The organism is Hyphomicrobiales bacterium (assembly GCA_030688605.1).
In the GTDB taxonomy this organism is placed as follows: domain Bacteria; phylum Pseudomonadota; class Alphaproteobacteria; order Rhizobiales; family NORP267; genus JAUYJB01.
Map to the genome: position 1 here is coordinate 35828 of JAUYJB010000036.1, position 13513 is coordinate 49340.

The following is a 13513-nucleotide window of genomic DNA, read 5'->3' on the forward strand; positions in this document are numbered from 1 at the left end:
CTACTCGGCCCGAGCATCCGGCACCGTCCTAAGCAGCGCGTAGCCCACGACGAGAAACAGAAGTATCACCGACATGCCGAGGCGCAGGCTGCCGGTCGCAGCCGTTACCGCGCCGATCATCAGCGGGCCCAAGAATGCCGTCGCCTTGCCGACCAGCGCGTAGAGGCCGAAATATTCGGTGATCTCCTCTTTCGGCGCCAATCGCACCAGCAGCGTGCGGCTTGCCGACTGGATCGGTCCGGCCACGATGCCGATGACGCAGCCGGCGGCGAGATAGGCCAGCTCCGACATCGAATTAAACAGCCGACCGGCGTCTGCGGGGGTAACCGAGACGACGAAACCGACATGATCGCGGCCGACCGACAGAATGGCGATGGCCGCTGCGGCCAAAATGACGAGGCTGGTCAAGATCAACCGCCGCGATCCGAGCCGATCATCGAGCCGCCCGCCGAAACCGGCACCGATGGTCGCGGCGATAATCAGGATGACGCCGAACAGGCCGACCTGTTGGGCCTGCCAGTCGAATGTCGCCGCGGCATAAGCGCCGCCGAAAGCGAACAGCGCAGAAAGCCCGTCGGTATAGATCATGCGGGCGACCAGATAGCGCGCTATGGGGCCGCGCGCGGCAAGCCGCACAAGCGTCGCACGCAGCGACTTCATGCCCGCCACCACTGCCGCCGAGAGCCGCGCCTGATGCGGCCGGTCAGGCACGAAGGCAAACAGGGGCACGACGAAGACGAGATACCAGATGGCCGAGAACGGCCCGGAGAAACGGTCACCCTCGAAGGCCGCCGGATCGAGGTCCAGGAGAGGGGCAAGACCGGCGACGGTGCGGCCGGCGATCGGATCGGCCAGGAACAGGATCAGCATGACCGCGAGGCTGGTCAGACCGCCCATATAGCCGACAGCCCAGCCGAGGCCGCTGATGCGGCCGATTCGAGACGGCGGAGCCACGTCGGGCAGCATGGCGTTGGTGAATACGGCGGCGACCTCCGCGCCGACGGTTGCCGCGATGAAGGCGGCAAGCACCGGGAGCACGCCATAGGGCAGACCCGGAACCGCCCACCACAAACCGATGCCGCCAGCGGCAAACAGCAGGGACGAGGCCGCGATCCAAGGCTTGCGCCGTCCGCCGGCGTCAGCGATGGCGCCCAGCACCGGACTTAGAACCGCGACCGCGGCCCCGGCGCCGGCCACCGCATAGCCCCACAGTTTTTGGCCCTGCACCGGATCGCCGACGGCGTGGGCGACGAAATAGGGTGCGAAAACGAAGGTGGTTATCAACGTGAAATAGGGCTGCGCCGCCCAATCGAACATCACCCACCCCACGATCGCGCGCGACCCCCCGCCCGGCGCATCCTGCTCTTCGGCGGTTGGACCGTCGCTGCCACTATCCCCCATGACGTGCCCCCATGATCGAGCCCTATGATCCGCATAGTGCCCCAGGGCGCAGGCATGGCGCCACCCTCACCTGCGCAGGAGATCGTGCAGCAGGCTCGCGCCAACGGCGAGCTTCGAGAACGTCAGCGCCCCGTCGCCGGCGATCTCCCGGAGCGAGCGGCGCGTACGTTCCACCTCGGCGCGGCGGCTGCCGGCCCATTTCTCGATCCCAGTTTCGCCTGCCTCGCCCGTTGCCAGGACCTGGGCGGTAAGCCGGCGCTGCGCGTCGGCGAGATTGTCGAGCGTGCTATTGAGCGCCAGGCGACCGAAATAGTCGGCGATGTCCAGCCCATGGGCCAGCTCAACGATGCGGTCGGTCTCGAAATAGGCGCCGACGGCAAAGAAGGCCCGTGCAACCGCGTCGACGGGTTTTCCTGTGTTCCCGGCGACGAGAACGATGTCCGGCGCCATGGCCAGGGGCTCAAGCGCCGAGATGCGTTCGGCGAGCCTGGCGGGCACGCCAAGTTCGCCAAGGCGCTCGCGCGCCCGGTCAAGCCGAGTCCGGGCCTCGGCCGGCAGGACGCTGTCCAGTGCCGCCGACAGCTCCTCGATGCCCTCCCGGTAACGCTCGACGAGGGCGGCCAGCCCCTCCCCGAACTCGGCGTTGCGCAGGAACCACGCGATCTCGTCCAAAAGCAGCGACTGCACCTCGCCGTAAAGCTCAAGCTGCACCGTGTTGACAATCTTGTTGTCGAGCGCATCGATCTCGGAATTGAGCGCGGTCATTTGGAAGCTGTCGCGCGCCGCCGCGAAGGCAGCGGCAATTTTCGGCACGTCGGCGCCGGTCTCGTCGGTGAGGCGGTTGATCATTGTCGGACCGCAGCGATTGATCATCGAATTGGCGAGCATGGTGGCGATGATCTCGCGGCGCAGCCGATGCTCATGGATCTCATCGGCGAAGCGTTCGCGCGCTGCCGCCGGGAAATAACGCATCAGTTCGGCGCCAAGATAGCTGTCGTCCGGCACGTTCGAGGTGAGAAGGTCGTTGTAGAGCGTGATCTTGGCATAGGCGATGAGGATCGCGATCTCCGGTCGGGTCAGAGGCCGGCCCTGCTTCTCGCGCTCTGCGAGCGCAGCGTCGTCGGGGAGGTTTTCCACCGCCCGGTCGAGCAGGCTGCGTGCCTCCAGGTCGCGCATGAACCGTGCCTGGAATTCGAAATCGGCCAAGCCCAGATTTTGGCCGAGCGAAATCGCCAGCGTCTGCATGTAATTGTTGCGCAACACGAGCTTGGCGACGTCTCGGGCCATCTTGGCGAGAAGCCGGTTGCGATCCGGAACCGAGAGCTTGCCGGCACGCACCGCCGCGCCAAGCGCAATCTTGATATTGACCTCGAGGTCGGAGGTATTGACGCCGGCGGAATTGTCGATGGCGTCGGAATTAACTCGCCCACCATGGGCGGCGAATTCGATGCGCGCGCGCTGGGTCATGCCAAGATTGGCCCCCTCGCCGACAACCTTTGCGCGCAATTCCTTGGCCGTGACGCGCACCGCGTCGTTGGCCCGGTCGCCGACCGCCTCGTCGCTCTCTTCGCTGGCGCGCACATAGGTCCCGATGCCGCCGAACCAGAGCAGCTCGGTCTTGGCCTTGAGCAATCCGTTGATGATTTCGAAAGGCGTCGCCTTGTCCTTGGAAAGGCCGGTGATGTCGCGCATTTCCTGCGACAGCGGGATCGCCTTGTCTTGCCTCGAAAAAATGCCGCCGCCCTTGGAAATAAGCGTCTTGTCATAGTCCTGCCAGGACGAGCGCGGCAGCTCGAACAGCTGCTTGCGCTCGGCAAGGCTCGCCGCCGGGTCCGGATCGGGATCGATGAAGATGTCGCGGTGGTCGAAGGCGGCAACGAGTCGGATCCGGGGTGACAGAAGCATGCCGTTGCCGAACACGTCGCCGGACATATCGCCAATGCCAACGACCGTGAAGGGCGTCGTCTGAATGTCGACGTCTATCTCCCGGAAATGGCGCTTGATCGCCTCCCAGGCGCCGCGCGCGGTAATCGCCATCTTCTTGTGGTCGTAACCGGCCGAGCCGCCGGAAGCGAAGGCATCGCCGAGCCAGAAATGGCGGCCTTCCGAAATCTCGTTGGCGATGTCGGAGAAGCTCGCCGTGCCCTTGTCGGCAGCAACCACGAGATAGGGGTCGTCGCCATCGTGGCGCACGACGCGCGGCGGCGGAATGGTGTGGTCGCCGTCGAGATTGTCGGTCAGGTCGAGCAGGCTCGAGACGAAGATCCTGTACGCGGCGACGCCTTCGGCCAGGAGGTCCTCACGGCTGCCGCCCGCCGGCGGCCGCTTCAACACGAAGCCGCCCTTGGCGCCGACCGGGACGATGACAGCATTCTTGACCTGCTGGGCCTTTGCAAGACCGAGCACCTCGGTGCGGAAATCGTGCGGCCGGTCGGACCAGCGCACGCCGCCGCGGGCGACCTCCCCGAACCGGAGATGCACGCCCTCGACGCGGGGGGAGTAGACGAAGATCTCCGCAAAGGGGCGCGGCTTAGGCAGCTCTTCGACCGCGGTGGAGTGGATCTTGAAGGCCATGGTTGCCTTCGCCGCGCCGTCGGGATCGCGCTGATAGACGTTCGTTCGCGAGGTCGCCATGACGAGATTGGCGAAGCGGCGGATGATGCGGTCCTCATCGAGCATTTCGACCCCCTGCAGCGCTTCTTCGATGCGCTTGAGGATCGTTTCGCTTTCACCCGCGCGCCCGTCCATATCGAGGTTGAGATCGGGATCGAAGCGGGTCCGGAACAGCCCAATGAGCTGGACGGCGATCTCGGAGTGCCGGTTCAGCGTCGTCGACATGTAGCCCTGGCCGAAGGGAATATGCGCCTGCCGCAGATAGCGGGAATAGGCACGCAATATGGCAACCTCGCGCCAGGAAAGGCCGCCGCGCAGCACCAGGCCGTTATAGCCATCGTTCTCGGCCGCGCCGCGCCATACTGCCATGAAGCAGTCCTCCAGCGGCCCGCCCAGCCGCGGCAGTGCGACCGGCTTGCCATCGGCGGTCTCCAGCGCCATCTCGTGCAGCCAGACTTTCTCCGAATCGGCCGGATTGATGCCATAAGTGCGCTCGTTGACGACGCGAAAGCCCATATGCTCCAGCATCGGAACGCGGCTCGACAAGGTGATATGCTCGCCGAGGTGAAACAGTTTCAGGCGCAGCCGTGCGCTGTCGCCCACCCGATCGGAATGGGGCACGAAATCGATGGCGATGCGGTGGTCCTCGGTGAGTTTGTCGATGATGGCGATGTCCTGGACCGCATCCTCGGCCGCAAACGCCTCCTGATAGGCGATCGAGAAGGCGTTGCGATATTTGTCGAGCAGCGCCTGAACCTGTTGCGGCTCGATACCGCGCGCGAGCACGGCGTGGACATTGTTGTCCCAAGTGCGCAAGAGCCGGCCGATATCCGTCTCGAGCTGCCGTTCCGGCGGGTCCGGGGTCTTGCCCTCGTAGCGACCGATAATGTAGTGGACGCGCACCAGCGCGCCTTCCAGGAATGCCGGATAATAGGCCGAAATCCGGCCCTCATAGATCTTTGCCAGATATTCACCGATGACGGCACGCCCCTGCGTCGAGTAGTGATCGCGCGGCACGTAAACCATCACGGAGACGAAACGATCGAACTTGTCCGGACGCGTCAGTACACGCAGGCGCGGATGTTCGTCGAGCTGGAGGATGGCGAGCGCAAAGCGGGTCAGGGTTTCCAGGTCGATCTGGAACAGCTCGTCGCGCGGGAACTGCTCCAGTACGTTGATCAACGCCTTGCCGGAATGTCCGGTCGGGTCGAATCCGGCGCGGTGCAGCACGTGGTCGACCTTGCGCCGCAGGAAGGGGATGTTGCGGGCGCTTCTGTTGTAGGCGGAAGAGGTGAACAGGCCGACGAGACGCAATTCGCCGGTCAGGTCGCCGTCAGCCGAGAACAGCTTGATGCCGACATAGTCCATATGCACGCGCCGGTGGATGCGCGAGCGTACATTGGCCTTGGTAACGATCAGCGGCGCCGGCTGCATCAGGAACTCGCGCAGTTCCGGCGTGAAGATGACGAGCTCGCGACCGCGGCGCAGCACCTTGACGTCCGGATTGCTGAGGATGCCGAGACCGGTCTTGGCGAGACGCTCCAGCCCGCCAGCTCCGGCCTTTCCGTTGAAGGCGTACTCGCGCATACCGAGCAGGGTGAAATTGTCCTCTGCCAGCCAGCGCAGAAACTCGATCGTTTCGGCGATCTCGTCGACAGGCATCGGCGGCGGGGCTTTTCGAAAGCTCTCGATGGCCTCTTCCAGCCGTGCCAACATCGCCGGCCAGTCATTGACCGCCATGCGGCAATCGTCGAGCACGCCGGAAAGCGACTCGGCAAGCTCTTTGCGCGCCGCGGCGCGCTCCATGCGCTCGACATGGATGTGGATGTGGCTTTCGCGCACGACCCCTTCAGTCGCGTTATCCCCCGGCTTTCCCTCAGCCACAGGTCCGGTGCGCCGGCCTGCCTTGTCGCGGGGAACCGCCAGCAGCGGGTGCAACGCCAGATGCACCTTCAGCCCGCGATCCTGCAACTCGCTCATCACCGAATCGACCAGAAACGGCATATTATCGTTGGTGATATCAATGACCGTGACCGGCGTGCGCCAGCCATATTCGGAGAGCACCGAAATGTCCGGATTGGCGATGCGGATCTTGTGGCGACCGGGCTTGCGCCGTTGCAGATGCTCCCAGGCATCGAGCGCCACCGCCGCCACGTCTTCGTAGCTGTATTGCGCGAGGTCGTCGGCAATCCCGTGTGCGAGCAAGAGGGCGATGAAGCCGGTGGCGTCCGCGTCGATGTCGCGGGTCGCCCGCGCCGCCGCGATCACATGGTCCGCGAGATCCTGGTTTGCCTGTTCGGCGGGTAACGCCATGGTGCTGTCCTCAAAAAATTCCGGCCGGGACCGTAGACCGAAATCCACGTTATCCGTAACGGATTTCGCTCCTGTCCTTTTGGTTGAGCATGTTCTTTTCGCAAAACCGGTTGCCACTTTTGCGGACCACGCTCTAGCGGCCAATTCTGGGCCAGGCCCGTGAACAAACGATAACCGACCGGCAGGCATTATAGAGATTATTGGGAGGCCGGCGGCGGGCCTTTCACGGCCTCGCGCGATTGTTAAGCAGGCGTGCCGCGGTTACAGCTCGACCAATTGGTTGGGCAGCTCGTTGCGGTCGCCGGCGGTAAGCGGGAAGTGCCTGGCCAGCACCTCGCCGCAGATCGCGATTGCCTTGACGAAGCCCGCCGCCGGGCGGCCATTGCGCGCGGCGGCGACGAGAGCGGCCGCCGCCTCGTCCCAGACGGCAGCATCGACCCTTTCATAGATCCCTTGATCGGCCACGACTTCCGCATACCGTTCCGCCTCCGATACGAAAATCAGCACGCCGGTGCGGGCTTCCGTCATGTGCAGCCCATGGGTGAGGAACAATTCGAACGCATGGCGGTGGGCGCGCCTTCGCTTGACCGGCCCCGGCACGAGGCGGACGCGCAGCGGGGTCCAGGCAAGGGCGAGCGCCAGGGCCAAGAACAAGGCAAGCTGCGCCACATAGATGATCTGCACCGGCCACAGAGTGAGCAGGATCAGCGGCGCCGGCAGGATGAGCGCGGCAAGTGCCGCCCACAGCAGCGGAATATAGCGGTAATCGTCGCTTGCCCGGGCAAAGACGCAGAAGATTTCGCCGCTGGTCATCGCCTCTGCCATCCGAATCGCGGCTGAGATCTCCTCGCGTTCCTGTTCGCCGATGCTCATGGGCTACCAGCTCCCCGACGATCCACCGCCGCCGAAACTGCCGCCGCCGCCGGAAAATCCGCCGCCTGACGAACTCCAAGAGCCGCCTGACGAGCTGCCCGACGACCAGCGCCCGCCCGTTGTGCCGCCGCGCCAAATAAGGATGAAAATGAGGATAACGAACAAGAAAATCATCACCGGGAAGACCATCGCAAACAGCTCGTCCTTGACCTCCGGCCGCGTGGCGGCACGCTCGGCGATCGCCGCGGCGTCGCCGGTCAGCGCGCTGATGACGTCGTCGGCGCCGGCCATGATGCCGCCGGCCATGTCGCCGGCGCGAAAGCGCGGCAGGATAGATGTCTCGATGATGATCTTGGTGAGCGCGTCGGTGAGCGTGCCTTCGAGCCCATAGCCGACCTCGATGCGCACCGTGCGCTCGTTCGGCGCAACGATCAGCAGGACGCCGTTGTTCTTGTCCTTCTGGCCGATCGCCCAATGGCGGCCGAGCTGGTAGCCGAAATCCTCAATGGACGTGTCCTGCAGCGAGGAAAGCGTGACGATGACGAGCTGGTCGGTGGTTTTTTCTTCCAACGCCTGGAGCTTGGCGGCGAGCGCGGTTTCTTGCGCGGCGTCCAGGAGCCCGGCCTCGTCGACGACCCGGCCGGTCAGGTTGGGAAAGACGAGCTCGGCGGCGAGCGCCGCGCCGCAGGCGGGTAACACCGCCAGCACCACCAGTGCTGATGTCCACCGCTTCATGGCCTGGTCTGCGCCGCGCTCATGGAGATTGCCCGTCAATTGAAGTTGACTTGGGGCACCTCCTTCGTGCCCTCGGCGACTGAGAACTGCTGCATCGGCTGACGGTCGGAATAGAGCACCGCCTTCCAGATCACGCCGGGGAAGGTCTTCAGTTCCGTGTTGTAGAGCCGCACCGCCTCGATATAGTCGCGCCGGGCCACCGAAATCCGGTTCTCGGTGCCCTCGAGCTGCGACTGCAGGGCGAGAAAATTCTGGTTCGCCTTCAGGTCCGGATAGTTCTCCACTACCGCCAGCAGGCGGGAAAGCGCACCGGTCAGTGCCGCCTGGTTCTGCTGGAACGCTTCGAAGGCGGCAGGATTGGTCAGAATGTCCGGGGGGATCTGCGTCTGCGTCGCTTTGGCGCGGGCCGCGACCACCGCCTCCAGTACCTCCCTTTCGTGCGCGGCATAGCCCTTCACCGTCTCGACCAGATTCGGGATCAGATCGGCGCGGCGCTGATACTGGTTTTCGACCTGGCTCCAGGCTGCGGTGGCCTGCTCCTCATAGGTCGGAATCGCATTGACGCCGCAGCCGGAGAGCAAGATTCCGGCGAGGACGACCAGCAGGATTTTCCAGGAGACGGGAAAGGTGGCGGCAAATGAATTGGGCATAACGGGAAAACCTCCCGCGGTTCGGCGTTGCGGACGGTGCGAAGGTGAGTCGCATTCAGCTTAATGAATTCCAGCCGCTCATACAAAGGGAAGCTTGGCGTGGACCGGTGGCGGCACAGTGACATTTTTTCCTCTGATGAGCGCCTCTTGACTCCATTCTGGGTTCATGGATTCCTGATGAGAACAAAACAGGAACATGTTCGAGTTGAGAGCGGATGCCCATGGCCAGAGTGCTTGTCGAGGAGTTGAGGCGGAAAATCGCCGCCATCGAGGCGCGGCCTCTGGTGGTGCCAGGGGGGGCCGTGCCGGGCGAGGCCATGCGGCATGCAGGCGAAGGGCGGTCTGTCGTGCCGCTCGGCGTGCCGGAGATCGATCATCTCCTGGGCGGCGGCCTGGCCCGCGGCGATTTGCACGAGGTGACGGGTGCGACACCACGCCAGGATGGGGCCGCAACCGGCTTCGCGCTGGCGCTCGCAGCCCGGCTGATGGCGATGATGCGCCCCGGCCCCCTGCTCTGGGCGCAGCAGGCGATGAGTGCCCAGGAGGCGGGCGCGCCCTATGGGCCAGGGCTCAGCCTGTTGGGGCTTAATCCGGGCCGGCTTTTGATCGTCCACTCGGGAAATGCCCGCGACACGTTGTGGGCGGCGGAGGAGGGGCTTTCCTGCCGGGCGCTCGCCCTCGTCCTCGCCGAGCTCTGGGATGGGCGTGCCTTGAGCCTCATTGCAAGCCGCAGGCTGCGCCTCGCCGCCCAGGCTTCCGGCGTGCCGGTGCTGCTGCTCAGCGGGCGCAACGCCGATGCCCCGTCGGCCGCTTCGACCCGCTGGAGCGTCGCCGCGCGCTCCGACGCCGGCCTGAGTTTCTCGGCACACGCTCTTGGCCGGCCGCGCTGGAAGATTGCCCTTGACAAGAACCGCGGCGGGCGCCTCGGCGCCTGGACCGTCGAATGGAAGTCCGATGCGTACCGTTTCCACCTTTCGTCCGCGCATTCTGGCGCTTTGGCTGCCCTATCTTTCGACCGACCGGATCATGCGCGATCGGCGGCGCACGGCGCCGAATGAGGCGAGCAGGACGGCTCTGCTCGTCACGGTGGCCAAGACGGAAAAGGCCCTGCGCCTCGTCGCTCTCAACAAGGCGGCGGCCTGCGCCGGTCTTACCTCCGGCATGGCACTCGCCGACGCCCGCGCCATGCTGCCCGTCCTGGACGTGGTCGAGGATGGTCCTGAGGCCGACGCGGCGCTGTTGCGTGATGTCGCCCAATGGTGCGGCCGCTATACGCCGCTGGTTGCACTCGATCGCCCGCGCGGCCTGTTTCTCGATATTTGCGGTTGTGCGCATCTCTTCGGCGGCGAGGCCGCTCTCGTCGACGACCTTCTTATGCGCCTTGCCGGCGCCGGATTTGCCGCTGCGGCGGCCGTTGCGCCGACGCCGGGCGCGGCCTTTGCGCTTGCCCGCCATGGCGGCGGCTTCATCGCCGAGGACGGCATTGTCGACGCCCTGGCGCCGCTGCCTCTGTCGGCCCTGCGTCTCGATCAGGAAAACGTGGCGGCGGCAGACCGCCTCGGCCTGAAGCGCATCGGCCAGCTCATCGATGCGCCGCGCGCGCCCCTTGCTGCCCGCCTCGGCGAAACTCTGCTGAAGCGTTTCGACCAGGCGCTCGGCCGCATGGCCGAGCCGATCTCGCCGCTTACACCCGTGCCGCGCTTTTCCGCCGAACGCCGCTTTATCGAGCCGCTCGCCCTTGCCGACGGCATCGCTGCCTGCCTTAAATCGCTGACAACCCATCTTGCCGCGGCGCTGGAACGGCGCGGCGGCGGCGCGCGGCGCCTCGATCTGGTTCTGTTCGGAGTTGCCGGCAGCCGCGTGAGCATCACCGTCAGCACCAGCCGGCCGCTGCGCGACGCCGGTCGCATGGCGGAGCTTCTCAACGAGCGTCTCGCGGCCTTGGCTCCCCGCGCGGATAAGGACACGGGCTTCGATGTCATCCGCCTGTCGGCGCCGGTCACCGCGCCGCTCGATCCGGTTCAGATCGGCATAACGGATGGCTCCTTGGGCGGAGATGGCGGGAGCGAGGATCTCGCCCGCCTGATCGACCGGCTCGGCGCCCGGTTCGGCCTGCGCCGCATCGTCCGGCTCAGCCCCCTGGACAGCCATATTCCCGAATTCGCCGTCGCCGCCGTGCCCGCCGCGCTCGAAGCCCCGCGCAAGAGTGCCCCTTGGCCGCAAGATGCGAGCGCGGAAGACGATGATGCACCGGCGCGGCCCGTGCGCCTCATCGAGCCGCCCGAGCCGGTCGACGCCATCGCCGAGGTGCCGGACGGCCCGCCGGTGCGCTTTTCCTGGCGCAGGATGAGCCACCGCGTCGCCCGCGCCGAGGGACCGGAGCGCATCGCGCCGGAATGGTGGCGCGGCAACGGGGCGCATCTCACCCGCGACTATTACCGGGTCGAGGACGAAGATGGCCGGCGTTTCTGGCTCTATCGCGCCGGGCTGTACACCCAGGAAACGGCATCTCCCCGCTGGTTCATCCACGGGATTTTCGCATGAGTCTTATCCCTTCCCGAGACCATCCCGCCTATGCCGAGCTCGCGGCGATGAGCAATTTCTCTTTCCTGCGCGGCACCTCGCATCCGGAGGAGCTGGCGGCAGCGGCCAAGGCGCTCGGCCTTGCGGCCCTGGCGCTCGCCGACCGCAACACGCTTTCCGGCATCGTCCGCGCCCATGCGGCTGCCAAGGAGCACGGCTTGAAATTCATCCCCGCCGCACGGCTTGTCTTCAGCGACGACACGCCGGATATTCTCGCCTATCCGCGTGACCGCGGATCTTACGGCCGGCTTAGCCGCCTGCTCACCCTGGGCAACCGGCGCGCCGAGAAGGGCCAATGCCGGCTGTTCCGCGCCGACCTTCTGGAACAGGGAGAAGGCCTCAATCTGGCGCTTCTTGCGCCGCCGCGCTGGGGCGAGGCAAGTGATGCGGCGCTTGCCGAAATCGCCCATGCCTTTCCCGGCCGCGTCTGGCTCGCCGCCAGCCTCTCCTATGGCGGGCGCGACCGGGTGCAGCTTGACCGTCTTGCCGGTCCCGCGCGGGCCCATCGCGTGCCGCTTGTCGCCGTCGGCGACGTGCTCTACCACGCCCCGCAACGGCGGGTGCTGCAGGACGTTCTGACCTGCATCCGCGAGCACAAGACCATCCACGAAGCCGGCCGCCTGCTAAAGGCCAATGCCGAGCGCCACCTCAAAGGCCCGGCCGAAATGGCGCGGCTGTTCCGCGACCATCGCGATGCCGTCGCCGAGACGTTGCGTCTTGCCGAGGACTGCCGCTTTTCGCTCGACGAGCTGAGATACGAATATCCCGACGAATCTGCGGGCGAGAGCGCCACGCCGCAGGAGGAGCTCGAACGGCTGACCTGGCTTGGCGCGCGCGAGCGCTATCCTTCAGGTCTCCCCGACAAAGTGCGCAAGAGCCTCGAGCACGAGCTCGTGCTCATCGCCGAACTCGACTATGCGCGCTATTTCCTCACCGTCCACGACATCGTCCGCTTCGCGCGGGCGCGCGGCATCCTTTGCCAGGGCCGCGGCTCGGCGGCCAATTCCGCCGTCTGCTTCTGCCTCGGCGTCACCGAGGTCGACCCCGACCGCATCGACCTTCTGTTCGAGCGCTTCATCTCCGCGGAGCGCCGCGAGCCCCCCGACATCGACGTCGATTTCGAGCATGAGCGGCGCGAGGAGGTGATCCAGTACATCTACGGGAAATATGGCCGCGAGCGCGCCGGCATCGCCGCGACCGTCATCTCCTACCGCACCCGCTCCGCGGTGCGCGAGGTCGGCAAGGCGATGGGGCTGAGCGAGGACACGGTTTCGGCGCTCGCCGGCTCGGTGTGGGGCTTTTCGCGCGACCGGCTCGCCGAGGGAGAGGTGCGGCGTCTCGGCCTCGAACCCGCCGACCCGACGCTCGCCATGACGCTCGGGCTCACCCGCGAGCTGACCGGCTTTCCGCGCCACCTGTCGCAGCATGTCGGCGGCTTCGTCATCACCAAGGGCCGTCTCGACGAGGTCGTGCCCATCGCCAACGCCGCCATGGAGGAGCGCACCTTCATCGAATGGGACAAGGACGACCTCGACGCGCTCGGCATGCTCAAGATCGACGTGCTCGGCCTCGGCATGCTGACCTGCATCCGCAAGGCATTCGACTTCATCGAAGCGCATTATGACGAACGGCTGACGCTGGCCACGATCCCGGCCGAGGACCCGTCCGTCTACCGGATGCTCGCCCGCGCCGATTCGCTCGGCGTGTTCCAGGTCGAAAGCCGGGCCCAGATGTCCATGCTGCCGCGCCTGAAGCCGAAAAATTTCTACGATCTCGTCATCGAGGTGGCCATCGTGCGGCCCGGCCCCATCCAGGGCGACATGGTGCACCCCTATTTGCGACGCCGAAGCGGCCAGGAGAACGTGGTCTACCCCCACCCGAGCTTCGAGCGCACTCTCAAAAAAACCCTGGGCGTGCCCATCTTCCAGGAGCAGGTCATGAAGCTCGCCATCCTGGCGGCGGGCTACACACCGGGCGAGGCAGACCAGCTCCGGCGCGACATGGCCGCCTGGCGGTCCCGCGGCCGCATCGAGGCGCACCACGAGCGGCTCGTGTCACGCATGGTGGCCGAGGGCGTCCCCGAAGAGTTCGCCGAGCGGATCTTTTCCCAGATCCGCGGCTTCGGCGAGTACGGCTTCCCGGAAAGCCACGCCGCGTCGTTTGCCCTCATCGCCTACGTGACGGCCTGGCTTCGGTGCCACCATCACGCGGCCTTCGTCTGCGGGCTCCTCAACTCCCAGCCCATGGGCTTCTACTCGCCGTCCACCCTCGTTGACGACGCACGGCGTCACGGGGTCACCATTCGCCCCATCGACGTGAACCGCAGCGAATGGAACTGCACCCTC

The 13513-nt window shown here is 65.9% G+C and carries 8 protein-coding genes; 3 read left to right on the forward strand and 5 right to left on the reverse strand.

Features of this window, described 5'->3' with window-relative positions; all coding sequences use genetic code 11:
- The 5 genes from Q8P46_04600 to Q8P46_04620 all read right to left on the reverse strand — a co-directional run bounded on the left by Q8P46_04600 (position 1) and on the right by Q8P46_04620 (position 8585).
- Positions 1 to 1401 (reverse strand): MFS transporter, encoded by a 1401-nt coding sequence (locus Q8P46_04600; GenBank protein MDP2619442.1) that lies wholly within the window; start codon positions 1399 to 1401, stop codon positions 1 to 3.
- A gap of 66 nt (positions 1402 to 1467) precedes the next feature.
- Positions 1468 to 6327: an NAD-glutamate dehydrogenase gene (locus tag Q8P46_04605; GenBank protein MDP2619443.1), complete on the reverse strand. Its 4860-nt coding sequence runs from the start codon at positions 6325 to 6327 to the stop codon at positions 1468 to 1470.
- Between the two features lie 261 nt (positions 6328 to 6588).
- The gene (locus tag Q8P46_04610; GenBank protein MDP2619444.1) at positions 6589 to 7200 is read right to left on the reverse strand and encodes a hypothetical protein; all 612 of its coding nucleotides are present in this window, start codon (positions 7198 to 7200) and stop codon (positions 6589 to 6591) included.
- 3 nt (positions 7201 to 7203) lie between these two features.
- Positions 7204 to 7935: a TPM domain-containing protein gene (locus tag Q8P46_04615; protein MDP2619445.1), complete on the reverse strand. Its 732-nt coding sequence runs from the start codon at positions 7933 to 7935 to the stop codon at positions 7204 to 7206.
- A gap of 35 nt (positions 7936 to 7970) precedes the next feature.
- Positions 7971 to 8585 carry a LemA family protein gene (locus Q8P46_04620; protein ID MDP2619446.1) on the reverse strand — a complete coding sequence of 205 codons (615 nt, stop codon included), beginning with the start codon at positions 8583 to 8585 and terminating at the stop codon, positions 7971 to 7973.
- A 221-nt stretch (positions 8586 to 8806) separates the two neighbouring features.
- Between Q8P46_04620 and Q8P46_04625 the strand changes: the two genes are divergently transcribed.
- From Q8P46_04625 to Q8P46_04635, 3 genes are all read left to right on the forward strand, one after another.
- Positions 8807 to 9643, forward strand: a complete 837-nt coding sequence (locus Q8P46_04625; GenBank protein ID MDP2619447.1) for a hypothetical protein — start codon at positions 8807 to 8809, stop codon at positions 9641 to 9643.
- Positions 9540 to 11129, forward strand: coding sequence for a DNA polymerase Y family protein (locus Q8P46_04630; GenBank protein ID MDP2619448.1), 1590 nt, complete (start codon positions 9540 to 9542; stop codon positions 11127 to 11129). Before Q8P46_04625 ends, Q8P46_04630 begins: the two co-directional genes overlap by 104 nt.
- Positions 11126 to 13513, forward strand: a 2388-nt coding sequence (locus Q8P46_04635) for an error-prone DNA polymerase (GenBank protein MDP2619449.1), incomplete at its 3' end; no start/stop codon positions are given. The genes Q8P46_04630 and Q8P46_04635, both read left to right, overlap by 4 nt.

What these genes read in the sequence shown, in the direction of transcription:
- Q8P46_04620 (MDP2619446.1), bottom strand. Translation starts at nt 8,585, where the DNA reads ATGCCCAATTCATTTGCCGCCACCTTTCCCGTCTCCTGGAAAATCCTG.
- Q8P46_04615 (MDP2619445.1), bottom strand. Translation starts at nt 7,935, where the DNA reads ATGAAGCGGTGGACATCAGCACTGGTGGTGCTGGCGGTGTTACCCGCC.
- Q8P46_04605 (MDP2619443.1), bottom strand. Translation starts at nt 6,327, where the DNA reads ATGGCGTTACCCGCCGAACAGGCAAACCAGGATCTCGCGGACCATGTG.
- Q8P46_04610 (MDP2619444.1), bottom strand. Translation starts at nt 7,200, where the DNA reads ATGAGCATCGGCGAACAGGAACGCGAGGAGATCTCAGCCGCGATTCGG.
- Q8P46_04625 (MDP2619447.1), top strand. Translation starts at nt 8,807, where the DNA reads ATGGCCAGAGTGCTTGTCGAGGAGTTGAGGCGGAAAATCGCCGCCATC.
- Q8P46_04630 (MDP2619448.1), top strand. Translation starts at nt 9,540, where the DNA reads ATGCGTACCGTTTCCACCTTTCGTCCGCGCATTCTGGCGCTTTGGCTG.
- Q8P46_04600 (MDP2619442.1), bottom strand. Translation starts at nt 1,401, where the DNA reads ATGGGGGATAGTGGCAGCGACGGTCCAACCGCCGAAGAGCAGGATGCG.